17 protein-coding genes and 1 riboswitch are annotated in these 24,503 nt (G+C 40.6%); of the genes, 5 read left to right on the top strand and 12 right to left on the bottom strand.

Going from position 1 to position 24,503, the window contains the following annotated elements:
• Positions 1 to 524 precede the first annotated feature (524 nt).
• Positions 525 to 1,913, bottom strand: a complete 1,389-nt coding sequence (locus ACIQYG_RS13785; protein ID WP_402838840.1) for an amino acid permease — start codon at positions 1,911 to 1,913, stop codon at positions 525 to 527.
• A gap of 503 nt (positions 1,914 to 2,416) precedes the next feature.
• Positions 2,417 to 2,495, top strand: a riboswitch (glycine riboswitch).
• A gap of 207 nt (positions 2,496 to 2,702) precedes the next feature.
• Here ACIQYG_RS13785 and ACIQYG_RS13780 point away from each other — a divergent pair.
• From ACIQYG_RS13780 to ACIQYG_RS13770, 3 genes are all read left to right on the top strand, one after another.
• Positions 2,703 to 4,046, top strand: coding sequence for an amino acid permease (locus ACIQYG_RS13780; RefSeq protein WP_402838838.1), 1,344 nt, complete (start codon positions 2,703 to 2,705; stop codon positions 4,044 to 4,046).
• A 275-nt stretch (positions 4,047 to 4,321) separates the two neighbouring features.
• A complete protein-coding gene (locus tag ACIQYG_RS13775; protein ID WP_402838836.1) occupies positions 4,322 to 4,522 on the top strand; it encodes a DUF3311 domain-containing protein in 201 nt (66 codons plus the stop codon).
• Positions 4,519 to 5,997 (top strand): sodium:solute symporter family protein, encoded by a 1,479-nt coding sequence (locus ACIQYG_RS13770; protein WP_402838834.1) that lies wholly within the window; start codon positions 4,519 to 4,521, stop codon positions 5,995 to 5,997. Before ACIQYG_RS13775 ends, ACIQYG_RS13770 begins: the two co-directional genes overlap by 4 nt.
• Positions 5,998 to 6,709: 712 nt before the next feature.
• Here the strand turns inward: ACIQYG_RS13770 and argH are convergent.
• Genes argH through ACIQYG_RS13745 form a run of 5 tightly spaced genes read right to left on the bottom strand, consistent with a single transcriptional unit; the run spans position 6,710 to position 13,340 of the window.
• Positions 6,710 to 8,194, bottom strand: coding sequence for an argininosuccinate lyase (argH, locus tag ACIQYG_RS13765; RefSeq protein ID WP_402838833.1), 1,485 nt, complete (start codon positions 8,192 to 8,194; stop codon positions 6,710 to 6,712).
• Positions 8,195 to 8,209: 15 nt separating this feature from the next.
• On the bottom strand, positions 8,210 to 9,898 hold the full coding sequence (locus tag ACIQYG_RS13760) for an ABC transporter permease (protein WP_402838831.1): 1,689 nt from the start codon (positions 9,896 to 9,898) through the stop codon (positions 8,210 to 8,212).
• On the bottom strand, positions 9,895 to 11,007 hold the full coding sequence (locus tag ACIQYG_RS13755) for an ABC transporter ATP-binding protein (protein ID WP_402838829.1): 1,113 nt from the start codon (positions 11,005 to 11,007) through the stop codon (positions 9,895 to 9,897). The genes ACIQYG_RS13760 and ACIQYG_RS13755 overlap by 4 nt, the downstream gene beginning before the upstream one ends.
• A 15-nt stretch (positions 11,008 to 11,022) precedes the next feature.
• Positions 11,023 to 12,114: an extracellular solute-binding protein gene (locus ACIQYG_RS13750; RefSeq protein ID WP_402838827.1), complete on the bottom strand. Its 1,092-nt coding sequence runs from the start codon at positions 12,112 to 12,114 to the stop codon at positions 11,023 to 11,025.
• On the bottom strand, positions 12,114 to 13,340 hold the full coding sequence (locus tag ACIQYG_RS13745) for an ROK family transcriptional regulator (protein WP_402838825.1): 1,227 nt from the start codon (positions 13,338 to 13,340) through the stop codon (positions 12,114 to 12,116). Before ACIQYG_RS13745 ends, ACIQYG_RS13750 begins: the two co-directional genes overlap by 1 nt.
• Positions 13,341 to 13,597: 257 nt before the next feature.
• On the opposite strand from ACIQYG_RS13745, the gene ACIQYG_RS13740 reads away from it, so the two are divergent.
• Positions 13,598 to 16,105: an NEW3 domain-containing protein gene (locus ACIQYG_RS13740; protein ID WP_402838823.1), complete on the top strand. Its 2,508-nt coding sequence runs from the start codon at positions 13,598 to 13,600 to the stop codon at positions 16,103 to 16,105.
• 230 nt (positions 16,106 to 16,335) lie between these two features.
• On the opposite strand, the gene ACIQYG_RS13735 is transcribed toward ACIQYG_RS13740, so the two are convergent.
• The 4 genes from ACIQYG_RS13735 to ACIQYG_RS13720 all read right to left on the bottom strand — a co-directional run bounded on the left by ACIQYG_RS13735 (position 16,336) and on the right by ACIQYG_RS13720 (position 20,416).
• Positions 16,336 to 17,070 (bottom strand): amino acid ABC transporter ATP-binding protein, encoded by a 735-nt coding sequence (locus ACIQYG_RS13735; protein ID WP_048685183.1) that lies wholly within the window; start codon positions 17,068 to 17,070, stop codon positions 16,336 to 16,338.
• A complete protein-coding gene (locus ACIQYG_RS13730; RefSeq protein WP_402838820.1) occupies positions 17,067 to 17,711 on the bottom strand; it encodes an amino acid ABC transporter permease in 645 nt (214 codons plus the stop codon). Before ACIQYG_RS13730 ends, ACIQYG_RS13735 begins: the two co-directional genes overlap by 4 nt.
• A gap of 64 nt (positions 17,712 to 17,775) precedes the next feature.
• On the bottom strand, positions 17,776 to 18,552 hold the full coding sequence (locus tag ACIQYG_RS13725; protein ID WP_402838818.1) for a transporter substrate-binding domain-containing protein: 777 nt from the start codon (positions 18,550 to 18,552) through the stop codon (positions 17,776 to 17,778).
• A gap of 526 nt (positions 18,553 to 19,078) precedes the next feature.
• Entirely contained in the window at positions 19,079 to 20,416 is a 1,338-nt protein-coding gene (locus ACIQYG_RS13720) for a YjiH family protein (RefSeq protein ID WP_402838817.1), read from the bottom strand.
• A 690-nt stretch (positions 20,417 to 21,106) separates the two neighbouring features.
• Between ACIQYG_RS13720 and ACIQYG_RS13715 the strand changes: the two genes are divergently transcribed.
• A complete protein-coding gene (locus ACIQYG_RS13715) occupies positions 21,107 to 22,162 on the top strand; it encodes a potassium channel family protein (protein ID WP_402838815.1) in 1,056 nt (351 codons plus the stop codon).
• A 291-nt stretch (positions 22,163 to 22,453) separates the two neighbouring features.
• Here the strand turns inward: ACIQYG_RS13715 and ACIQYG_RS13710 are convergent, their stop codons facing one another.
• Positions 22,454 to 23,959, bottom strand: a complete 1,506-nt coding sequence (locus ACIQYG_RS13710; protein WP_402838812.1) for a malate:quinone oxidoreductase — start codon at positions 23,957 to 23,959, stop codon at positions 22,454 to 22,456.
• 186 nt (positions 23,960 to 24,145) lie between these two features.
• On the bottom strand, positions 24,146 to 24,388 hold the full coding sequence (locus ACIQYG_RS13705; protein ID WP_402838811.1) for a hypothetical protein: 243 nt from the start codon (positions 24,386 to 24,388) through the stop codon (positions 24,146 to 24,148).
• Positions 24,389 to 24,503 lie beyond the last annotated feature (115 nt).

Here is a 24,503-nt window from a genome sequence, read left to right as displayed (position 1 = left end):
GGACAAGAATTGTACAATTTAGAATCCTATTCTCGGCGGATAAATATTGTTAAAAAATAATACTTACTATACTTGCGTTCTATTACTTGGATTGGTGTCCCATTTGGCTCGATTTCTGCATTGGAACCAACAAATCATAAGCTATATCGCGGAATTGATGTCAGTGGAAAATCGTCTGGAATAGACGCTGTTTATATTCGTTCATGTGGAGCGCTTCATTTGGTGTTACGGTACGCCCGGTAATTTGTATAAAAACTTCCTTGTGTAAAGATGAAAAAATCTGGCAGGAATTCTCATTCCATAGGCTTTTTGATTCATTCCCCCTACTGGTCTCCCTTGTTATGGGGTCAAATTAGCTTTACTCGTGAATTTAAGTGATTTACTCGTGAATTCAACTACTTTACTCGTGAGTTTTGCCGATTTACTCGTGAATTTCGCTGATTTACTCGTGAATTCTAACAATTGATCCACAAAGACAACAAAAGCCCTTCTCGAATTAAGAGAAGGGCTTTCTAATAGAATTTTTATCCTGAAATTTCATCATCGGATTTAACATCCAACGGTGTTCGTTTATCCATTTTCAGCATGTAATAACTTGCCACAACCAAGGCTAGGAAAACGATCCCGACAACCAAGGAAATCCGGGTACTCGGATTGATCCACATACCCACCAGCACCATCAGTAAAAAGGCTATTGTCGCATAGTTACTGTAAGGGGCCAACGGCATTTTGAAAGGATGCTTCTCCATTTCAGCGGCATTTACCTTTCTGAATTTAAGCTCACTGATAAGTAAGACAAACCATGGAATCATCCCGGGCAATACACTCGCACTATACACATAAAGGAATAATTGCGGCGGTGCAAGGTAATTCAGGATAACCCCGATGCCCAATCCTAATAGTACAGCGATCGTGCAATATGCCGGCACTCCATTTTTAGATACTTTAGCAAAGACTTTCGGAGCTTGGCCATTCAATGCCAGTGTGTAAAGCATACGTCCTGCACTGAAAATCCCACTGTTGCATCCGGACATTGCCGCAGTGATTACGACAAAATTGATGATTCCTGCCGCCGCAGTGATACCGATTTTGGCAAAGGTTGAAACGAATGGGCTGCCTAAGTCATCCAGTTGATCCCAAGGGAAGACTGTCACGATGACGAATATGGCACCAATATAGAAAATCAATATGCGCCATATGATTGATTGAATCGCTTTTGTTACGGTCTTCGTTGGGTCTTTCGCTTCACCGGCCGTGATGCCGATAAGCTCAACGCCTTGATAGGAAGCCACGACAAGTGAAAGCGCAAAGAAGAATCCTGTCCAGCCTCCCGTAAAGAAGCCGCCATTTGCCCATAGATTCGATAATCCAATCGCATCCCCGCCATTGCCTATCCCAAAGAAGATAAGGCCCAGGCCGGCAACGATCATCAATATAATCGTTATGATTTTTATAAGCGCAAACCAGAATTCAAATTCCCCGAATGATTTTACGGAAATGAGGTTGGCCGCCCCCAAGATGATCATGGCTACCACACCTGGTATCCAAGCAGGTAACTCCGGGAACCAATATTGCATATACAACCCAACCGCGATAATTTCGGACATTCCGACGATTACCCATTGAAACCAATTGCTCCAAGCAGTCATATAACCTGCCAAAGGATGTATATAGCTGCTCGCAAAGGTTGCAAAAGAACCTGTAGTCGGTTCTAAATATAACATCTCACCCATGGAACGCATGATGAAAAATATAAAAATACCTGCGATGGCATAAGCAAGCATTACAGAGGGCCCGGTCCATTTGATCGTGCTTGCAGAACCCATGAATAACCCGACTCCGATGGTTCCGCCCAAAGCTATCATTTGAATATGTCGTGATTCCAGCCCTCTCTTTAATTCCTTGTTCGACATGATTAACTCCCCCAGATGCAATATCGGTAATGTTTTTCTATCCTTACCACGAACGACTCTCTATTAATTATTGCAGTTAGAAATGCTTTATCCTAATCAATATTACATAACACTTCAATTACGTTTTCTTATCTTATAATAGTAAATATTCTGTAAAAATACAATTGTATTTTTGAAATAAACAGTTACCAATAATATCTTGTCGATTTTCCCAGTCTAAAAATATCATTTTAAAAAAGTGATGTTCAGTATTTTATTATAGTGATCGTTCAAAAAGATCACTTCTGCTTAAACCTTAAGTTAAATACAACCCACTATAAACTGCAGATAAGGCCAGTTTCACTTCAAAAAAACTTGTTGACCTACCGAAAAATAGATGATAGAATTCCAATATTATTTTATAAGTATAATGAATGCTCCAGCAGTGATAGATTTTCACTGACTGACATTTCTTCACAACCGCATACAAGCAAGCGATGAATGCTATGGATGACACTATAGCAGGAGCAGCTTCTGGAGAGACTGTACAAGATACAGCGCCGAAGGATTCACAATCTCAGGCAAAAGGACAGAAGAGTAACGAATGATAAAATTGTTATTCTGAGCCCTTTAAGAGATTGGTATTATCCAATCTCTTTTTTTATTGTCCATTTTGTGATTGGACTAAAAACACCAACTTTTAAAACCAATGGGAAAGGCCAGCTGGGCGAAATAATCACGTCCCTCTCTCCAAGACCATGCAGGTAAAAACATTCACTACCAAGACTATAAAAGACGGGGGCGTACGAATTGGCTAAACAAGAATTGAAAAGAGATTTAAAAAATCGACATGTACAACTGATTGCAATAGGAGGAACCATTGGCACCGGGTTATTTTTAGGTTCAGGAAAAGCTATACAATTGGCAGGACCTTCCATATTATTCTCTTATCTGATAATAGGGATTGCCTTGTTTTTTGTGATGAGGGCCCTGGGGGAATTGCTCTTATCCAATGCAGGGTATGTATCATTCACTGAATTCGCAACTGAATATGTCGGTCCATGGGCCGGCTTCGTGACAGGTTGGACATATTGGTTCTGTTGGATCATGACCGCAATGGCCGATATCATAGCTGTCGGTGTCTATATACAATATTGGTTTGATGTCCCTCAATGGATTCCGGCTCTAATATGCCTGGTCATTCTGTTAGGATTGAACCTATTGACCGTTAAGATATTTGGCGAATTGGAATTCTGGTTTGCCATCATTAAAGTAATCACGATCATCGCCTTGATCATCGTAGGAATCTTTCTTTTGATCATCGGCTTCAATACCAATACCGGAACGGTTTCCCTAACGAACCTATGGAATCATGGTGGCATGTTCCCCAATGGCATTTCCGGATTCCTACTATCTTTACAGTTGGTCGTCTTCTCATTTGTCGGTGTCGAATTGGTCGGGGTTTCTGCAGCAGAAACGGCGAACCCGAGAAAGAACATTCCATCTGCCATCAATAAAATCCCTGTCCGGATTTTACTTTTCTATGTTGGTGCCATATTCGTCATTCTCTGCGTCAACCCATGGACACAATTGAATGCCACGAGCAGTCCATTTGTAGAGGTCTTTGCGTTAATTGGCATTCCCGTCGCTGCAGGGATCATCAACTTCGTCGTTTTGACATCCGCTGCTTCTGCATGCAACAGCGGTTTATTTTCAACAAGCCGAATACTCTATACGTTAAGCAGGAATGGAGAAGCCCCTGCTAAACTGGAAAAATTAAATAAACAGGCTGTTCCGAGCAATGCCTTATTAACATCCACAATCGTTGTATCAATAGGGGCATTATTAAGCAAAATGATACCTGAACAGGCATTTACTGTCGTGACTACCATCAGTGCCATCTGTTTCATATGGGTATGGAGCATTATCTTGATCTCCCATATCAAATATTCGAAAACAAGGCCTGACCTAAGAGCCGAATCGACTTTCAAGGCTCCTTTTACACCTTTTGTCAATTACGCCATTTTAGGATTATTCCTGTTCATCCTTATTGTTATGCTATTCGCTGAAGCTACACGACTATCACTGCTCTTGACCCCAATCTGGTTCATCCTCTTGGTGATACTATATAACTATCGGAAAAAAGATAGCTAAAGGAAATAAAGCCTTGAACTCAATATGAATTCAAGGCTTTATCTGTCTTATGAACACATTTGGATTCGGCTGTCTGCGAACTGTTGCTAAAATATATCAGGCAACTGCATTAAATTTTATATCAAAATAGTGTAAGCTAATATATATCATCGGACCTTTTCCGTCATGTATGAATTTTTCATCCCGGTTTGGTTCACCCATCCATCAGTCGCATTGAAGAATAAACCCCCATTGGTGGGCGTTTCACTTTATATAAAAACGGAGGGGTTTGTTTAGTGAAGATTATATATATTCTTACTCTAGTTCCTTTTATAGGCATACTCGTATTTCTACCTTTTGTTAATAAAATAGAACCATATGTATTAGGGATGCCTTTCAATATGTTCTGGATGGCTATGTGGGTGGTCCTTACCTCTGCCATACTCGGCATCATGTATAAGCTGGATCCCAGGAATCGGGAAGGTGACCAGGAATGAATATTGCTCTCTTAATCATTTTAGCATTTTTACTTCTATCGATATTTTTAGGCATACGCTCTTCAAAAGGAAAAGATATGGACTTGGAACAATGGACGGTGGGCGGACGCGGTTTTGGTGCGATATTCGTCTTTCTGCTGATGGCCGGGGAAATCTATACGACCTTCTCCTTCCTTGGCGGCAGCGGCTGGGCTTATGGCAAGGGTGCACCCGCTCTATATGTTCTCATTTACATTACTTTATCTTACGTATTATCCTATTGGCTCCTACCGGAAATATGGAGATATGCCAAAGAAAATAAACTGATGTCTCAATCCGATTTCTTTGTAAGCAAATATAAGAGTCCCAGTTTAGGAATTTTGGCTGCGCTTGTCGGTGTGGTGTCGATGATTCCAGTGATCGTCGTGCAGCTGAAAGGATTGGGGATCATTGTCTCGGAAGCATCTTATGGTGCCATCTCAATGTCCGAGGCAGTTTGGATGGGGGCGATCAGCCTTACCATTTATGTGATGATTTCCGGTATCCACGGTTCAGTTTGGACAGCGGTCATTAAAGATATCATGATGGTCGCCATAATAGGATTTTTGGGGATTTATCTGCCGATACATTACTTTGGCGGATTTCAGCCGATGTTTGAAGCGGTTGATGCGGCCAAGCCTGGTTTTCTAAAGTTCCCTGATCAGGGGCTTAGCGTATCATGGTTCATCTCCACGGTAATATTGCTCGTATTCGGTTTCTATATGTGGCCACAAGTTTTCAGCGCTGTTTATTCAGCACGCAGCGGCAAGGTATTTCGAAAAAACGCCATCATCAGCCCTTTATATACACTCATGCTGTTATTCGTCTTTTTCGTTGGGTTTACAGCTATATTGAAAGTGCCCGGACTCGTTGGGGCAGATGCAGACCTCTCATTGCTGCGCCTTTCGATCGAGACCTTTGATCCATGGTTTATAGGCATAATCGGCGGAGCTGGATTGTTGACCGCATTGGTGCCGGGATCCATGCTTTTGATGAGCGTCGCTACACTGCTCGCGAAAAACGTTTATAAGGAATTTGCACCCGCAGTATCCGATCGCCACATTGTACGGTTGGCAAAGTTCCTTGTGCCAGTCATTGCCCTTATAGCCGTCTACTTCACCTTAAACGGCGGTGAAACGATGTCGGCATTAATTCTTATGGGATACAGTCTCATCACACAGCTTTTCCCGTCCCTTCTCTTTAGTCTGAAAAGGAATAATCCGATCAATAAATTTGGTGCAATCACCGGTATCATCACCGGATTGGCCATCGTAATCTGCATTACACTAAGTCAATCGACAATAGGGACCTTGTTTCCATCCTTGCCGCAAGCAGCGAAAGATTTGAATGTTGGAATCATCGCATTGGCAGTCAATTTCATTGTGATGATCACGGTAAGTCTTGCTTTCAGAAAGCATGCGGTTCAGTTGGAACCTAAATCCGTTAACGATATATGAAGCAACTTTGAAACTGGTTATTCTGGATAAATAAACATTGGAGGCTCAGTCAAAAGACTGAGCCTTCCTTATTATCGACAGACAAAGCATAATGTCCTTTTTCTCAAGTTTGATTATAGGAAGTCTCATTTTAGACTATTAATCTTTTCTGTTTATAAACAAATCCCCTATTTTAACTAATAAATACAACGAAAAAATAATCATCAAGGTTCTGGATACTACCAGACCATCAATAGCTAAGTCATATCCACCTCTTAATAAAGCTTCCGGATTCAAGCAAAAAATAATCGATATTACGAAAGCTATTAAAATCAGGATAAAACCGAACTGAAATCTATTTGACATTAACATTCCGCCTCATATTATATATTTTACAAATAACTGCATTGCCTTTGGAAATAATCTACATTTATTGTTAGTGGGGATATCTCAGTTTCAATAAAATTCAAAAAAATAGCCACCCTAATAAAGAATGACTATATATCATAAAATAGGAAGCTTTCTCTGTTAACAGATAAAATGCATCGTATTTCGTCCAAGCCGACCAAAAATACTCTCTTCAGGAGGTTCGGGCTTTTACTCGTGAGTTTCATGCTTTTACTCATGAATTGGAACAAATACTCGTGAGTTTCATGCTTTTACTCGTGAATTTGGTGCAAATACTCGTGAATTTCATGTCCGTTAAAGCTCATTTCCTTTTTACCCCGTACCTTCAGTAATCCACTAAAGCCTTCCTGCGATCATTCAATTCTTTGACCATTTTCTTATATTCTTGCAACTCTTGTTCCAGTTTTTGTTTTCTATTTACAATCATTCTCGTAACCTCTTTCGGGGAGGGCCCGCCTTGAATGCTTCTTATCTCCACAAAATATTCGGGAGAGATTATTTTTTTCCATTCGTCTTCAGCTATGTTCACTGAAACGAATTCATTGATGATACTGTTGATTTCTTGTGTGTCCCAATCATATAGCTCTTTCCCTTCACTAATTGACCGTTTTGCAATAGTACTGGCTATGGAATGGGCTTTTCTAAAGGATATGTCGTAATCTCTTGATAGGGTATCCGCTAATTCAGTAACCGTTATACTGGATTTTGCGGCCATTTTCTTTGTATGTTCTTCATTTACTTTCAAAGTCGATATGACGGCATACATTAGTTTCATGACACGGCCTGCATTCGAAAAAGCTCGATATAAATGCGGCTGTAAATCATCTTCCGTATCGACGATATCACCAAATGGTGTATTGTGGATCATATTCATTGCAGCAAGTGCATCACCATACGCACTGCTTGCAATTGAACGGGAATGTTCAATTGAGACTGGATTTCTTTTTTGCGGCATGATGCTGCTCACTTGAACATAAGGATCCGCCACATGAAATGTTCCAAACTCCCTTGTCACATGCTGCAGGAAATCTTGAATCCATCTCCCTGTATTGACCATGCACGTCATGATTGCAGTTGCGGTTTCCAATAAATAATCTGCCCCGCCTATCGAATCATAGGAATTCTCAATCACCGAATCAAACCCAAGCAGATCAGCAGTACGGTTCCGACTGATCGGAAATCCGGTGGTCGTTAACGCGGCCGCACCCAAAGGGGATTGGTTAACCGTTTCATAGGCTGACCACAATCTGCCAATATCCCTTTGAAGCACATCATAAATGGCTAAAAAGTAATGTCCTATTGTAGTCGGCTGAGCCGGTTGGGTATGCGTATAACCTGTAATATAGGTTTCTGTATGTTTTTCAGCCTGCACTAAGAATGCTTCGTTCAATTGGTTTGCATAGCCTATCAATTGGAGCAGATGACCTCTCAAAACAAGCCGGTACATTGCAACTCCCATATCATTACGACTGCGGCCGATATGAATCTTCCCTGCAAGTTCATGACCGATTTCCTCACCGATCTTTGCCTCCATCATGAAGAATAAGTCTTCGAATTGGGGCTGATAGGTCAACTGGGCGAGATCTGTTTGGGCCACTTTCCGAATCCCATCAAGCATGGTTCTCGCCTCTTCATCTTTAATGATCTTTTGTTCCGAAAGCATGATGACATGTGCCCGATGAATATCGAACATTGCATGAAATAAATAATCTCTTTGATCATTAAAAACAGGCATCAGAAGCTCTCTAGCATAGGTTTTTCCGGGAAAGACACTACCTTCATTTTTGATAAACTCTTCAAGCCTGCTCATCTTTGAACCTCCGATTTATAAAGCTTTTTCCGCTTTGATTCCAAAAAACTTGTTCGAAATAAAGAGAACGATTACAATCAGCGTGATTTGAATCATCCCATATGCGGCTGCCTGCCCCATATTGAACATCCTAAGCTGATTCATGATTTCAATGGATATGGGCCTGTTTGAAATCGTGTACAACAGGACCGAGGTCGGGAATTCCCCCACAGATTCGATAAATGCCAATAATGTCCCTGATAAAACACCTGGCATAATAATCGGAAATATGACCCTTCTGAAGGTATAAAACCACTTAGCCCCCAAGTTTCTGGCTGCTTCCTCAATCGAATCATCCAGCTGCTCCAGAACGGCATTAGTCGAGCGGACAACGAGTGGAATATGCCTGATGAAATAGGCAAGCGGCAATATCCAAAATGTTCCTACCAATATTTGACCAAAGGAAAAAACGCTAGGTTCATTGAATGCGAATATCAAGTTCATCCCTATGACCGTTGCAGGCAACGCCCAAGGAATCATGACTAGAATATCGACAAGGCTTTTCCCGACGAATTTCCGTTTGACAAGTACATAGGACGCTATGACCCCAAACACCAGATTTGCCAACGTTGCAATGACCGCCATCAGTAAACTATTTCGTAACGGTTTGAAGATATTAGGATCTTCAAACAAAAGCCGGTAATTTTCCACATTAAATACTGTGGGGTACGTTTGAAATGTCCAGGTTCCATCCGGCACTAGTGAAAGCAAAAGAATCGTAAAATGCGGTAAAAGCAGAATAATTACGCCGATGATACCCGTTACGACCATCACCCATTTCATGAACGGGTTCTTCACTTCACTCCTGTGTGCGCCAATTCCTTTCGAAGCCATGCGATAATCCTTCCTATTCTGATACCAACGCATGAATAATAGAAATGAAATCGAAACGATGGATAGAATGACCGATTGAGTAGCGGCAATTTCCATATCACCATTGATTTTTGAAAAATAAATTTGCAGGCTCAACACCCTGTATCCGCCAGCTAATAAAAACGGGGCACTGAAAGAAGCCATTGATATCATGAAAACTAGTAAAGAGGCGGCAACGATGGCAGGTGTCAATAATGGAAATGTCACCTTCCAAAAAACCTTGAATTTATTTGCGCCTAAGTTATAAGCGGCTTCTTCAAGTGAGGGATCTATTTTATTGATTGCAGCGGATACAGTCATATAAAAATAAACATACATCGTATAGGCATGCACGATAAGAATTCCCGATACCCCGCCAATCTTGAATGGAACCTTATCAAGACCAAACAGGTCCTTGATGGCATTTGGAACCAATCCCGATTCTCCATATAAAAACATAAAGGCCATGACCCCTACCAATGATGGCAGGACAATCGGCAAAATCGCTGCTGATGAAAAGAAGCTTCTGCCGGGAAAATCGTAACGGTTAAAAATGAATGCGAGCGGAATGCCAATCAAGGCACTGACCAATACACTCAATAAGGATATATAAACAGAATTCCAAAGAGCCTCTAAGTTCGTTTTCGATTCCTGTACGAAGAAGTCCTGATAATTTCCAAGGGATATCATTCCGTCTTTTTGCAGACTTTCTATAAAGGTCCTCAACGATGGGTAGAGTACATATGCTACAAGCACCAATGCAACTGGTAGAAGGAGCCAAACCGTCAATCTCGTATCACGATTTTTAATCATGGAGCATCACCGCTTATGACAGGGATAAGACGCAGCTGTTTCTCGGGAAGCTGGACATACACTTCCTTTCCTTGATAAAAGTATCCAAAATCATGGGTGTTAAATACGTCGACCCTTAGTGACACGTCTTGAACATCCACCATGACATTCATAACAGATCCAAAGAATTGGACGGAATTTATTTTACCTTTAAAGATATTCATTCCTTCTTCGGTCACATCCAGAATTCTGATTGCTTCAGGACGAATCGAAACAGCAAGGTCAACATCAGTCTGTAAGATTGAAATTCCTTCTCTAGCTTGATTTTCCACATTCAATTTAATCGGTTGTTCACTACCTTTAAGGGCAACCTCTATATTATCTTGTTGAACTTTTTCGACTTGAACGGGCAATAGATTAATCTCGCCTATAAAACTCGCCACAAAGTCATTGGCCGGCCGATTATAAATTTCTGTTGGCGTCCCGACCTGGTGACATACACCATAATTGAACACAGCGATCCGATCACTCATGGATAATGCCTCAGCCTGATCATGTGTGACATAAATGGTGGTAATCTTATAATCACGCTGCAGCCTTAAGATTTCCACTCTCATTTCATCACGAAGCTTGGCATCCAGATTACTTAATGGTTCATCCAGCAGTAATATCTCCGGTTCAATGACCAGTGCTCTCGCAAGGGCCACCCGCTGCTGCTGTCCTCCGCTTAACTGGCTCACTTGACGATCCGAATAGCTCTCCAGCCTGACCTTTTGGAGGGCATCCAGCACTCTCCTTTTTAAGTCAGCAGGAGAAACCTTTCTGACACGCAAGCCAAACGCTACATTTTCAAAAACAGTCATGTGGGGAAAGAGGGCATAGTTTTGAAAAACCATGCCTGTATTCCTTTTCTCCGGAGGTACACGCGTCATATCTTTGTCGCCAAATCGGACGACACCTTTTGTCGGATAATAAAAACCGGCAATCATCCGAAGCGTTGTCGTTTTACCACAGCCGCTTGGACCAAGAAAGGTAAAAAACTCACCTTCTTTGATTTCCAGATTTAACTGGTCAACAGCTATCGTTTTCCCGAAGGCTTTTTGGACATTTTCCATTTTTATTGACGCCATCCCAACGACACTTCCTTATTCTTTAATTTCTTTATCTCCACTTTTAATATTTTCGTCCCAGTATTTCATCCACTCGTCACCTTTTTCCTCGAATGCATTCCAATCAATATCCATCGCTTTAATTTCTGTTTCCGTGATCCATTCAGGTAAACCCTTCACATCACTTCTGGTCGGAATCCTGTAAAATTCTTCTGCCAAAGTTTTTGCGGCTTCAGGTGTATTCACAAACTCATAAAAGGCCTCTGCCGCTTTTGGATGCTTGGCACCTTCAACGATGGCGATACCTTCTGTCAATACTGGTGTTCCGCTTTTCGGAATGACGAACTCAAATGGATAATTTTTATTTTCCTTAAGCATGACAACATCCGGCATTGCCCAAACGGAAAGTGACCCCTCTCCTTTGGCTACCTTGTTATACATCATTTCAGGATTCGCTGAATATTCCTTTGTGTTTTGGTCGAGCTTCTTTAACCAGTCATACCCTTCTTTTGGATCATTTGTATCCTTATACGTACGATAGATCATCGCAGAAAAAATTGTCCTCATCGTTCCGGAGGCTAACGGATAGCGGATGATTATTTCGTCTTTCCACTTGGGATCAAGCAGCTCATCCCAATCTTTCGGTACCTCGTCTTTTGATAGCTCTTTACTGTTATACATGATGACTTCCGGTGTCTGGCTCGTTCCTGTCCAATACCATTCCGGATCGCGGAATCCTTCATCGAGATTATCAGAATAGCTAGGCTTATAAGCAGCCAGCAGCCCCTCATCCTTTGCTTGATTGAAGTTCGTGGAAGGGGCACCCCACCAAACGTCTGCCTGCGGATTGCTTTTCTCTGATCGAACACGGTCAAGAATTTCCTGGGAACCCATATCAAGCCACTCAACATCAATACCATACTTATCTTCGAACTGCTTTTCGAATTTTGATAAAATATCTTTGCCATGCGGTGAATAAACAACGATTTTATCTTCCAGCTCATCCTTTTCTCCCTTGGCACCGCCAGTATCCGAATTCGTTTTCGTATCTGTACCGTTACATCCCGAAATCAATAGCGCTGCCGATAAGGTCAGTACTGAAACAAGCGACTTTTTCCTATTTTTCATTAATAATCCCCCTCATCACGAAAATTCAAAATGCCATCATGTTCCCTTAAGAATAGGGAAACCGCTCCAAGCACTCCTGCGTTTTCTCCCAGTTGTGAAGTTTTCATTTCTACTAAACTTGGAAGATATCGATCAACGATCTCCCGAATTCTAGGTAAAATGTATTCAGAAGAATTTAATACACCACCTCCTAAAATGATCACTTCCGGATTTAGCAAACTAGCCGCATTGACAATTCCGCAGGCTAAATGTTCGATGGCTTCATTTATGACGGCAATGGCTGTCGTGTCTCCTTTTTTTGCTGCAAAAAAAGCATCCTCCCCCGATAGTTCGGAAGATTTGGCCCGTTCGAATAAAAAATGATGAGGATCCTTGAGGACCTCCCTGGTGAAATGACCGCCAATCGACTTTCCTCCTGCAACACTTTCCAAATAGCCGTATCTATGGAAAATCGGCTTGAATTCACGTTTTATATCCTCTTTGTCCGTCACCATATATCCCATTTCCCCAGCTGCACTGGAAGCCCCTCTGTATAACTGGTTATTCAAGATAATGCCGCTTCCAATCCCCGTGCCCACCGCAATGAACAGCAGATTCCGCTTATTTTGTGCATTACCCAGCCACTGTTCACCTAGTGCAGCCGCGTTTACATCATTGTCCAGAAAGATCGGGAAATCAAAATAACGCTTCGCTTCTGCTATAAATGGATATTGTACCCATCCTAAACTCGGTGCCTCTATTACCAATCCGCTTGCCGTTTGCGTAATACCAGGGATACCGACTCCCATCCCCAATATCCTTACTTTCGCAATCTGATTCTTTGCAATTAACCGTTCCGTTTCAATCGCCATTTGTTTAAGAAGCCCTGATTTTAAATAAGTGTTAGTTGAAAAACTAGTGCCGGCAAGTATGTTGCCGCTTAAATCACTTAAAACGATTTTCACTTTCGTCCCGCCTATATCGACACCGATGATATAGGCAGCCTTTTCATTAAAAAAGAGCTGGATGGGCCTCCTCCCGCCTTGAGATGAGGATTCTCCTATTCCTTTCTCCAATACCCATTTCTCCTGTATAAGTTCATCCACAGCCTGAGAAACTGTTGGTTTGCTTAGCTGAAGCTTAACGGCGATTTCAGCTCTTGAAATGGGTGAACATTCTTGGATGCATTGAATGATTCTTTTTTTATTGACATATTTTTGATGACTGGGTGTTCTTTTAAAACTCATCACATCACGGCCTTACATCATTTAGTTAGTAAATCTTACTAATTAAGTAAAAATATAACTTAAAAATATTCAACGGACAAGTTATTTTTCTGAACATTTAAAATGTTCAACTTTAAATAATTACTTTGTATTATTTACATTTATAACCATTAGTGCTATTTATTAGATATGTTTTTTTCCCGTCTGGTTAGTTAGAAAACATTACTAACCTACATTTTTTTAGGTGTTTTATAAAAGTTGAAGGGGGTTACAAGAAGATGAAAAAAGCTTTGTTATCGTTGCTTTCCCTTTGGTTGGTCCTTGCATTATTGCCGCTTGGGGGTAACGCTGCAAATCCTGAGGAAGCCAACGTTGAGTTATGGAGTGCGGTCAAGCCGCTCGAGACGACCGTGACATTCTTGAACAGCGGTGCCCATCCGGATGATGAACGCAGTGACTTTCTCGCTTATCTATCGAGAGGGTTAGGGGTTAAGACATCCAGCCTGATTGCAAACCGTGGTGAAGGAGGACAAAATGAAATTGGGGATGAACTGGACAATGCTCTTGGAATCATCCGTTCGAGGGAAATGATAGAAGCTGCAAAAATCACCGGGGTTAAGGCCTATCATCTAAGTGAAACTACCTCAGATCCCATTTATGATTTCGGCTTCTCTAAAACACCAGAGGAAACATTGGAAAGATGGGGCGAGGAACTCACCTATGAAAGGCTAATCCGCTTTATTCGGACATATCAGCCGGATATATTGATGCCATCCTTTCAAAATGATGATACCCAGCATGGACATCATCGAACAATGACAATCTTAAGTGAACGTGCCTTTAAGGATGCCGCCGACCCAACTGTGTTTCCACAACAATTGAAACAAGGTCTATCGGTATGGCAAGTGAAAAAGTTATATTTGCCCGTTTCCTCGGCAGATCAAGCAACCACTTCGATTGAAATAGGTAAATTTGACCCAATATACAATATGACTTACCCGCAGCTTGGAGAACAATCACGCTATCTGCATAAAAGCCAAGGCATGGGTTCTGATATCCCTGCAGCACCTCGCCAAATCCATCTGGATTTGAAGCAAAGCGCCGTTAATACAAAAAGCGAGTCGGACCTTTTTGCAGGTGTACCATACAATTTTACTGAATGGGCTGAAAAACTCCCTCGCTCAGCTTCAAAATTGAAAGGTGAACTTAAATACCTGCAACGGAATTTGGACGCCGTTATTGCGGCTTATCCAAATGAAAAACGTGTTTTTTCAACATCCCAAAATGCTCTCTCCAATGTTCGTTCAATTACTGCGCAAGTCAAAAAGGCAAAGCTAAGTCCTGCCATTAAAAACGACTTGCTTCATAAGCTCTCATTAAAAGAAGAGCAATTGCAAAACGTCAGTTATGTCTCTTCAGGACTCGAAGTTCAAGCTGAAGCAGCTTCAAAGATCCTTACGAAAGGCCAAAGAACGAATGTTACCGTAACCGTGAAGAATAACGGGAAACAAACCTTGAAAAAAGTCGCTGCTGCATTGAATGTGCCTAAAGGATGGAAGATCAAAACAAAAGCTAAAGATGTCAATCTGGCTCCAAATAAATCAGCGACGATGACCTACCTGGTTGAAGTCCCTGAAGATGCAGCCTATTACCATACCTATGATGAACCAACCATTACAACGGGCATTTCTTATAAATACGGCAGCACAAAAACTTCCATCAAGGAAGAATTGGACGGAACGATCGCTGTCCTGCCCGACGTTGGCCTTACCCTGTCTCCTGAAGATATCGTCGTAAATACAGCAGATGTAAAAGAAGAAGTCCCAGTGACGGTGACCTTGAAAAACTATACAGAAGGAAAAACATCAGCAAAGGTCGCTTTAAAAGTCCCTGAAAATTGGGGAGTTCATCCCAAAAATGCCACTGTATCATTTAATGAAAAATCAGAAGAAAAACAAGTGAAGTTCACCCTCAGACCTCCGAAGGCAATTCAAAATGGTGAATATCAGATTAAGGCAGCTGCTACAGTCAATGGGAAAACCTTTGATTCGACCATTCAGGAAATTTCCTATGACCATATCGGAACATTCTATTACCAATACCCAGCAGTTATCAACACCGTTGCATTTGAGCTTTTGAAGCCAGCTTCATTAAAAGTGGGGTACATTGAAAGCGGATTCGATAAAGTGGCAGATTACTTGAGCAATGCAGGCCTGAACATTACGAAGTTAACTGCGGCTGATTTAGCTGAAGGTGATTTAAGTCAATATGACACGATCGTTACAGGCATCCGTGCTTATCTATCAAGGGAAGATTTAAAGGCAAATAACGCGCGCTTACTTGAATATGTGGAAAACGGCGGTCATCTCGTCGTTCAATACCATAAACCGGGTGATCGATGGGATGCCCTGAAGACAGCTCCATATCCCCTTACCCTCGGGAATCCTTCGATTCGCTGGCGGGTAACCGATGAAAAAGCCACGGTAAACGTCTCGAAACCCGAATCGGCTCTTTTTAACTATCCAAATAAAATAACAAGTGATGACTGGAGCAATTGGGTCCAAGAAAGAGGATTGTACTTCCCGATGGAATGGGATGAACGGTTTGAAACATTCATTTCCATGGCTGATCCAAATGAAGAACCATTTGATGGCGGAATCCTCATGGCTAAATACGGTAATGGCACCTACCTCTACACAAACCTTGTCCTATACAGGCAAATTCAAGGCCAGGTTCCCGGCGGATATCGAATCATGACGAACTTGATTAGTTACGGTGCCAAGTAAATAAGAAAAAACCTATGCATGTACCGAATGCATAGGTTTTTTTGATGCCTGCCCGATGATATTAATAAACATGCCTGACTGATTTCTACTCTAAAAAACAAAAAAGTTATGCACAAAGATGAGGAAAAGGCTGATGCGTTTGGGTTTCCCCTCATTTTCCGCTATTCCTTTGTCCACACTTCATGCACAACTTCATTCATGATGCACCATGGTTTCTTACAGCCATCCCGTTAAAGCACTTTGCTCAAGAATGCTTTCGTTCTTTCGTGCTGAGGGTTACCGAATAATTCATTCGGCTCATTTTCTTCCACGATATACCCTCCATCCATGAATATGACCCGGTCCCCTACTTCCCGGGCAAAGCCCATCTCATGCGTAACGACGACCATTGTCATGCCTTCCTTGGCAAGTTGTTTCATTACCTCCAAAACATCGCCGACCATTTCAGGGTCAAGGGCCGAAGTCGGTTCATCAAATAGCATGATTTTCGGATTCATCGCCAATGCCCTTGCGATGGCGACCCGCTGTTTTTGTCCGCCGGAAAGTTCCCCTGGATAGCTATTTGCCTTTTCCTTTAGACCAACCTTATCCAATAACTCAAGCGCTAACCTTCCTGCTTCCGCTTTATCGGTGGCCCGAATTTTAATAGGGCCCAAGGTTATGTTCTCCAAAACGGTTTTATGGGGAAATAGATTGAAATGTTGAAAAACCATCCCAACTTCTTGCCGGACTTTGTTTATATTGATTTTCCTTTTAGGATCGGTTATATCATGTCCGTTAATGACCACCTCACCGCCCGTAACTTCCTCAAGGAGATTCAGGCAACGCAGGAATGTACTCTTTCCAGATCCAGAAGGGCCTATTACGCAAATTACTTCCTTTTCCTGCACTTCTGCATTAATATCTTTTAAAACCTCGACAGTTCCGAATGATTTTCTCAGGTTTTTTACTGTAATGATGCTCATCGAACTTGTACCCTCCTTTCTATGAAATTAGCAATTAGGGTTAACAAATAGATGATGATAAAGTAAATCACACCCACGGCCAGCCAAATCTTGAATGCTTCAAAGGTTGCCGAAGCCTGAATCTGACCTTGCTGGGTTAAATCGGCTATACCAATGACGGATAATAGCGAAGTGTCCTTCAAGCTGATGATCGATTGGTTCGTAATGGTAGGGAGCATCCTTCTAAAGGCTTGCGGAAGCACGACATATCTCATTGTTTGAGCTCCAGTGAACCCGATGGATCTTGCCGCCTCCGTTTGCCCTTTATCGATGGATTGTATCCCTGCCCTTATTATTTCAGCAAAATATGCCCCTGCATTGATTGCAACGGTAATGACTCCAGCTGTTGTACTGTCCAAAGAAATCAAATTCAGAGAATTCACACCAAAATAGATAAAGAATAACTGAACGATGAACGGCGTCCCTCGTATCGCATCCACATAAACCTTTGCAATCCAGTTCAAGATTTTGATGGGGGCAAGCCGCAGCAAAGCGACCACTAAACCAATCAAAAAACCTAGGATAATGGCAATCACAAAGATATAAAGTGTCACCTGAAGTCCTTTTAATAAAAGTGGCAATGCCGCAACAATTATATCCATTTCTTTCACCCCTTTGAAAAAGAAAGCGCGCCATAAGCGCGCCTATTTAGCTTTAATCTACTGTTTATTCACCAAGATACGTTTTTATAATTTCATCATACGTGCCGTCTTTTTTAAGATTGGCAAGACCATCATTTATTTTCTTCAATAAATCCTCGTTTTGCCCTTTCAATACAGCAATGCCATATTGGTCACCATTCAAACGGTCACCTACGATTTTCAACCCAAGATCCTTTTGGGCGATCGCATAGGAGATAACCGGGTAATCTTCTATAAGGGCATCGGCGTTGCCGTTGGCCACTTCCTGGAACATCGCTGGACTATCATTGAATTGGACAACTTTTATTCCTAGTTCAGTAGCATTATCCTGTGCATATTTAGCACCAGTTGTCCCTTTTTTGACTGCAATGGTTTTTCCTTTAAGATCTTTAACGGTTTTAGTGCTTGTATTATCTTTTTTAACAACTATTGTTAATCCTGCATCAAAATACGGTGTTGAGAAATCTACTACCTTTTTTCTTTCCTCTGTAATGCTCATTCCCGCAATGGCCACATCAAGCTGATTGGCTTGCATAGCCGGAATGATTCCGCCGAAATCCATTGGAGACAATTTGATTTTAAAATCCTGGTCTTTCGCGATTGCATTGATCAATTCTATATCAATACCTTTATAGTCGTTCCCCTCTTTAAATTCAAAAGGAGGATAAGTCGTATCCACACCAACCTTATATACCTTTTCAGGTTCCTTTTCCTCACCTGCATTTTTTTCTTCATTGGTTCCACAAGCCGAGATAAAGATAGCAAGAATCAAAAACATACTCAGTAAACCAAGTTTCTTCATTCAAATCACTCCAATTCTTAGATTATACGTGATAATAAATAATTCTCCCTATAATATAGCATAAGTATAAAGTATTATAATATGAATTTTTAGAATATATATTATTTTCTTTAAATAATTTTTCTGGATGTTTTTCCTAATATTGTTTCAGTGATGGTAACTATCAAAAGGGTATGGGAATCGCATATTTGTTCCTTCTTTATAAAAATAGATGATCATGTCACCAGTACCTGTAAACAACACCATTAGAGGGGGGTTTTTCACTAGGGTTCCTTAGTCATCCCTATTAGGGATCCCCCAAAAAAACTAAATCAATTAACTTTTGGAGGCTCATAAACTAGAATATAGGAATTGTTTTTTCCGCCTCCACTACCCTTACTTTAAATGTCCGTGCAACCGTGCATCCTACCATGTCTACTGATTTAAGATTCTATCAAAAAAGGTCAACCAGTAATTTTACTGGTCGACCTTATGATACGAACGCACCTTTTCGATTTGTGATCGAATTAAGATTCGTTGATTTGTACTAAAGCAGCAATATTGCGATAGGTGCAGTTATAATTAACGTGATGAGCGTCCGTTCAAACCAAATTACAACCAACTTCGTAATACTGATCGGGATTTCGGTTGATAGGATACAAGGTATCGTCGCTGAAAAGAATAATATGGATGATACAGATACCACGGCAATGATGAACTTAGTTACCAGAGGTGCTTCAACCACGAGAAGCGCCGGCAGGAACATTTCTGCAATTCCTATAGCTGAAGCTTTTGCAGCCAAAAATGGTTCAGGTATTTGCAATGCCCAGGTAAATGGGTAAAAAAGATAGCCAAGTAAATTAAATACTGGAGTATACTCCGCTAATACAAGGCTGATGAGACCAACGGATAAAATGGACGGCAGAATGCTCATTGTCATAAGAAAACCGTCCTTTAAGTTTTCCCATAAATTTCTGCCAAGACTTACGGAATTGTTTGCCCCCACCATCGCACTGTTCCAGGCATTTCGGAAAAGTCCTTCTTTGATAACTTCTTCTGGATCGGCATTATCCGAATAATATTCGTCGCTCATTTTATTTAATGGCCAAATACGTACGGTAATGGCAGTGACAAGATACGTTATCCCTAAAGAAACCCAAAAGAAAAGCGACCATATGTCCATAAGCCCGAGAGTTTTTGCAACAACGATCATGAACGTTGCTGAAACGGTTGAAAAGCCGGTTGCAATAATAGCAGCTTCTTTAAGGGTGTATTTTCCTTCTTTATATAGTCTATTCGTAATAAGCATGCCAATAGAGTAGCTACCTGCTAAATCAGCAACCATATCAACCGCTGAACGCCCTGGCGTTTTAAATATCGGCCTCATGATTGGCTGCATCAACACACCCAAAAATTCGAGAAGCCCGTATCCAATGAGCAGCGCCAAAAATATTGCACCAAAAGGAACAACAAGTCCAACAGGTATGACAAGTTTATCGAAAAGGAAAGGACCCATACTTGGGGCCATTAACCATTCAGGTCCAATCTTGAAATATATTAATATCGCAACAACAGCACCTATTACTTTTAAGAAAGAAAAAACTATCGATACCTTATCTTTGCTCCAGTTTTTTGAAATAAATGGATAAACAGCTCCTAATAGGATAACGATTAGAGCATAAATAGGAACAGCCGACGGTAAGTTTACTTTGATCCATGTTACCATATGATCAATTGGTATGCTTGAAACACCATTTATGGTAATAGGAATAAAAAACATAAAACTTCCTATTAAACTATATATAATAAACTTCAGTACATTGGTGGTTGATTGAATTTGCGGCTTCTCTTGTTTCGTATTTGTCGCAACATTTGGTGATCCCATAATCATTCCCCCTATAATTTAATTGCATACTGGGTAAATCCCTGGCGTCATACCCACATCCAATCAAGTAAAGCTTCACCCGCTTACAGCTCTTTAAATGATTGAACATTCGAAGCAAAACACCACAGTTATGTGCCGCTTTCCAATCCCGCCGTATATCGGTGCACAACTACACCCCGGCCAAAATTGTTCACTAACATGCGAAACACTGCCAATTGTTGCGAGACTTTTATATGCAATCCTGTTCTTTTTTTCATATCGTTACTTTTTCCATTGTATCCGCTTTCATTTTGGTTGACCTCCTCATCATTCAACATTCATTGTATACTGAAAATTTGAAAAAATTTTTTATTTTTTGATGATTATTTTATAATTTATTTTCAAAAATTCATCTATTATTGTTCTTTTTATAATCTATATTAATATTAGAGCAAAATTTAAGAGGAGAATCCGTAGTTTTGGTACAAAAAGCTTGAATATGTAGTCTATAAAACCTGGGCAGAGTGTTCCTGCCCTTTTTCTTGCATAAGAACAAGAGCGGAGCGCACATATCATTAAAGAACCAATCTTTCTTTTATATGCTTCTTGCTCCTAACTTGGGGATAAATAGTTCTTACACTTACGTTTAATTATCTGTTAAATTGGGGAAATATAAATTCAATCGATGATGACTTTAAAACTAGGATGGGTATGATGAGAATTAAGGTAAAAAAAATAATATATTACCTGATAAAATTAAGAGGTAGAATCTTTATACCATTTGCCATTTTGTACATATTAGTTGCAGCATATGTTGCTTTTTCTATAGAGCCACAGACGTTCGAATCATATTTAACTTCAGTTTACTGGGTTCTTACAACGCTTGCTACGGTTGGTTTTGGTGACTATGCACCTGTCACCGATCTTGGAAAAGCATTTACCATCGGTCTTTACATAACGGGTATTGGGCTTGTTAGTCTATTTATTGGAAAAATCATTAAATCTGTATACCTTATCGAAAAACGTAAAGTTGGTGGAAAAATGAAATATACAGGTAGAAATCATATCATTCTGATTGGATGGAGTGATAAGTCAAAATCAGCACTCCAAGAAATTTATAAATCTGATGAAACCATTGATATTGTAATCATTGATAACTTGGAAAAATCCCCCATGATGGAGGAGCGTCTATTTTATGTTCGCGGGGATGCCACCGATGAAGAAACATTAATCCGTGCAAACCTTCCTAAAGCAAAAGGCGTTATCATTTTTGCTGACCAAATAACACAAGATAATTACGCTACAAAAGATCCGTTACTTGTCGATGGAAAGACATTATTAGTTGCCACTGCCATAACGTCCATTGAAGAAAAAACGAATACGTCCATTCATGTCACCGCTGAGGTGATCAATCAAAAGCATATTCGTTTATTCGAGCGTGTAAAGGTGGATGAGTTTATTCCTACACAAGAAATGATCTCCCACGCAGCAGTACGATCATTGTTTTCTCATGGAGTCACCCACATGTATTCTGAACTTATGAGCACAAAGTATGAAGAGACGATGTATGAAATTCCTAAACAAGATGAATGGCGAACTTATCGTGATGCATTCATAGATCTTCTCGATAAAGGAGCCACACTGGTGGCAGATCGTGGTGATCTTAACATAAACCAAAAATTAGATGCACGAATTCCTGATGATGCACAGCTTTTCATTATTTGCGATAAAGAGACCATTTCCAAAATAAATTCAAAAATACATTAGAATCTCTTGTACAATTTGGACGTTGATTGGAACGTAGGGCACTCGCTTTCCGCGGGAGTCTGGAGCCTCCTCGGCTTGCGCCTGCAGGCTCTCCCTAGACCCGCTTTTCCCGCAGGAGTCTCGAGAACACCCGCTCCAATCAACTTAGTTTTAACTTTTAGATAGAACCCTTTTGTCTACAAACTGAGGGATGCAATTAAAGCATCCCAAAACAAAAAAAAGAACCTTCAATCAAAGATAGATTAAAGGTTCTGTTGTTTTTAATTTCAATGTTGCTTCAATATCCAAAAATTAACTATAAACTAGCTCTTTTTTTTTGCTCAGACCAAGCGTCTCTGATGTTGAAGTTTGAATTTCTTGCAGAAGCTCTGGATTTTCCATTAGTGACTCTCCATAAGAAGGAATCATTTCTTTAATTTTCGGTTCCCACTCTTTCATGCGTTGCGGGAAGCATTTATTAATTACCTCAAGCATAACGTGAACAGCAGTAGAAGCCCCTGGAGAAGCACCTAGCAATGCTGCAATAGAGCCATCGGATGCACTGACAACTTCCGTACCAAATTGAAGTGTACCTTTTCCGCCTTCAGCAGTATCTTTGATAACTTGTACACGTTGGCCAGCTACTACTAAATCCCAATCCTCGCTCTTAGCGTTCGGGATGAACTCCCGTAACTCTTCCATGCGCTGTTCTTTCGATAACATAACTTGCTGGATCAGGTATTTTGTCAATGACATCTCTTTTGCGCCTGCCGCCAACATAGTTAAAACATTATTCGGTTTTACTGAAGTTATTAAATCGAACATTGAACCTGTTTTTAAGAACTTCGGTGAGAAGCCCGCAAATGGTCCAAATAGCAACGATTTTTTATTGTCGATAAAACGTGTATCAAGATGCGGAACAGACATTGGTGGAGCACCAACTTTAGCTTTTCCGTATACTTTCCCATGATGCTGCGCAACAACTTCAGGATTATTACATACCATGAAGTATCCGCTTACCGGGAATCCTCCGATATGCTTCCCTTCAGGAATGCCGGATTTTTGCAGTAAATGCAAGCTTCCGCCCCCGCCTCCGATAAAGACGAATTTAGCATTATGGCGTTCTACGCTACCGGTATCGACATTACGCACTTTTAATTCCCATGAGCCATCACTGGCACGTTTAACATTATCAACACTATGTTTATATTTGATATCGACGTTTTGAGTCTTTAAGTGGTCAAACAACATACGTGTTAGAGCACCGAAGTTAACGTCTGTACCGTAATCAATTTTTGTTGCCGCTATAGAATCATTCGATGGACGGTCTTGCATAATAAGTGGAATCCATTCCATCAGTTTTGCTGGGTCATCGGAATACTCCATACCTTGGAACAGAGGATTTTTTGACAGCGCTTCAAAACGTTTCTTTAAGAACGCTACATTTTTATCCCCTTGTACCATACTCATATGAGGCAATGGCATGATAAAGTCTTGCGGATTATCAATCAGCTTACAGTTTACAAGATACGACCAAAACTGCAATGAAACTTGGAACTGTTCATTTATTTTAATTGCTTTGCTAATATCTATAGATCCGTCAGCTTTTTCGGATGTATAGTTAAGCTCGCACAGCGCAGAATGTCCCGTACCCGCATTATTCCATTCGTTAGAGCTTTCTTCTCCTGCGTTTGCAAGCTTCTCAAATACTTTGATTTCCCATTCCGGTGCTAACTCTTTCAGTAATGATCCCAAAGTCGCGCTCATGACTCCGCCGCCAATTAAGATAACGTCTGTTTGTTTCTGTATGTTGCTCATTATAACCTTCCTTATCCCCTATATTTGCAAAAAAGATGTAGGCGCTCCTGCTTAGGTGTCACAAAAAAGCCCGGCACGAACTAGGAACACACCTTTTCTGTCTCCTTATAACTATATCATAATCTATTATTATTATTTCATAGATTAAAATATTCTACTATTACTTTTTTTGTTAAAATGTTGATTTTACGAAGAAATTGGCTTAAACTTATCCACCCCGATAGTCACATTAAAAGATTTCTTCAGTAACTCCCCATTATTGAAGGAAGAAACTGTTAGTGAAATAATATTGACAGAGTCGAAAAAGTCATGAAAATACACATTTATTGACAAAAACAGAAGTGAAATTAGAAGTTTTTGTAACCATTTCCCTAAAAAATAAGGGACTTCCTGAAATCCCCAAAATCCTATCTTTTTAACTTGAATCATAAATTCCACCCAATTATTAGATATTATAACAATACCAATAATTAATGAAAATTAAACCAATATAAGGTATTATCATTGAAAATATTCCTAATTTTAAGACTTATCGCATAGTTCC

The organism is Peribacillus sp. NPDC096622 (assembly GCF_044762665.1).
In the GTDB taxonomy this organism is placed as follows: Bacteria; Bacillota; Bacilli; order Bacillales; family DSM-1321; genus Peribacillus; species Peribacillus frigoritolerans_B.
This window is presented reverse-complemented; position numbering and strand designations above follow the sequence as displayed.

Bases quoted from the DNA above. Each gene is read 5' to 3' on its own strand.
- ACIQYG_RS13785 (WP_402838840.1), bottom strand. From the start codon at position 1,913: ATGTCGAACAAGGAATTAAAGAGAGGGCTGGAATCACGACATATTCAA.
- ACIQYG_RS13770 (WP_402838834.1), top strand. From the start codon at position 4,519: ATGAATATTGCTCTCTTAATCATTTTAGCATTTTTACTTCTATCGATA.
- argH (WP_402838833.1), bottom strand. From the start codon at position 8,194: ATGAGCAGGCTTGAAGAGTTTATCAAAAATGAAGGTAGTGTCTTTCCC.
- ACIQYG_RS13760 (WP_402838831.1), bottom strand. From the start codon at position 9,898: ATGATTAAAAATCGTGATACGAGATTGACGGTTTGGCTCCTTCTACCA.
- ACIQYG_RS13755 (WP_402838829.1), bottom strand. From the start codon at position 11,007: ATGGCGTCAATAAAAATGGAAAATGTCCAAAAAGCCTTCGGGAAAACG.
- ACIQYG_RS13750 (WP_402838827.1), bottom strand. From the start codon at position 12,114: ATGAAAAATAGGAAAAAGTCGCTTGTTTCAGTACTGACCTTATCGGCA.
- ACIQYG_RS13745 (WP_402838825.1), bottom strand. From the start codon at position 13,340: ATGAGTTTTAAAAGAACACCCAGTCATCAAAAATATGTCAATAAAAAA.
- ACIQYG_RS13740 (WP_402838823.1), top strand. From the start codon at position 13,598: ATGAAAAAAGCTTTGTTATCGTTGCTTTCCCTTTGGTTGGTCCTTGCA.
- ACIQYG_RS13735 (WP_048685183.1), bottom strand. From the start codon at position 17,070: ATGAGCATCATTACAGTAAAAAACCTGAGAAAATCATTCGGAACTGTC.
- ACIQYG_RS13730 (WP_402838820.1), bottom strand. From the start codon at position 17,711: ATGGATATAATTGTTGCGGCATTGCCACTTTTATTAAAAGGACTTCAG.
- ACIQYG_RS13725 (WP_402838818.1), bottom strand. From the start codon at position 18,552: ATGAAGAAACTTGGTTTACTGAGTATGTTTTTGATTCTTGCTATCTTT.
- ACIQYG_RS13720 (WP_402838817.1), bottom strand. From the start codon at position 20,416: ATGGGATCACCAAATGTTGCGACAAATACGAAACAAGAGAAGCCGCAA.
- ACIQYG_RS13715 (WP_402838815.1), top strand. From the start codon at position 21,107: ATGATGAGAATTAAGGTAAAAAAAATAATATATTACCTGATAAAATTA.
- ACIQYG_RS13710 (WP_402838812.1), bottom strand. From the start codon at position 23,959: ATGAGCAACATACAGAAACAAACAGACGTTATCTTAATTGGCGGCGGA.
- ACIQYG_RS13705 (WP_402838811.1), bottom strand. From the start codon at position 24,388: ATGATTCAAGTTAAAAAGATAGGATTTTGGGGATTTCAGGAAGTCCCT.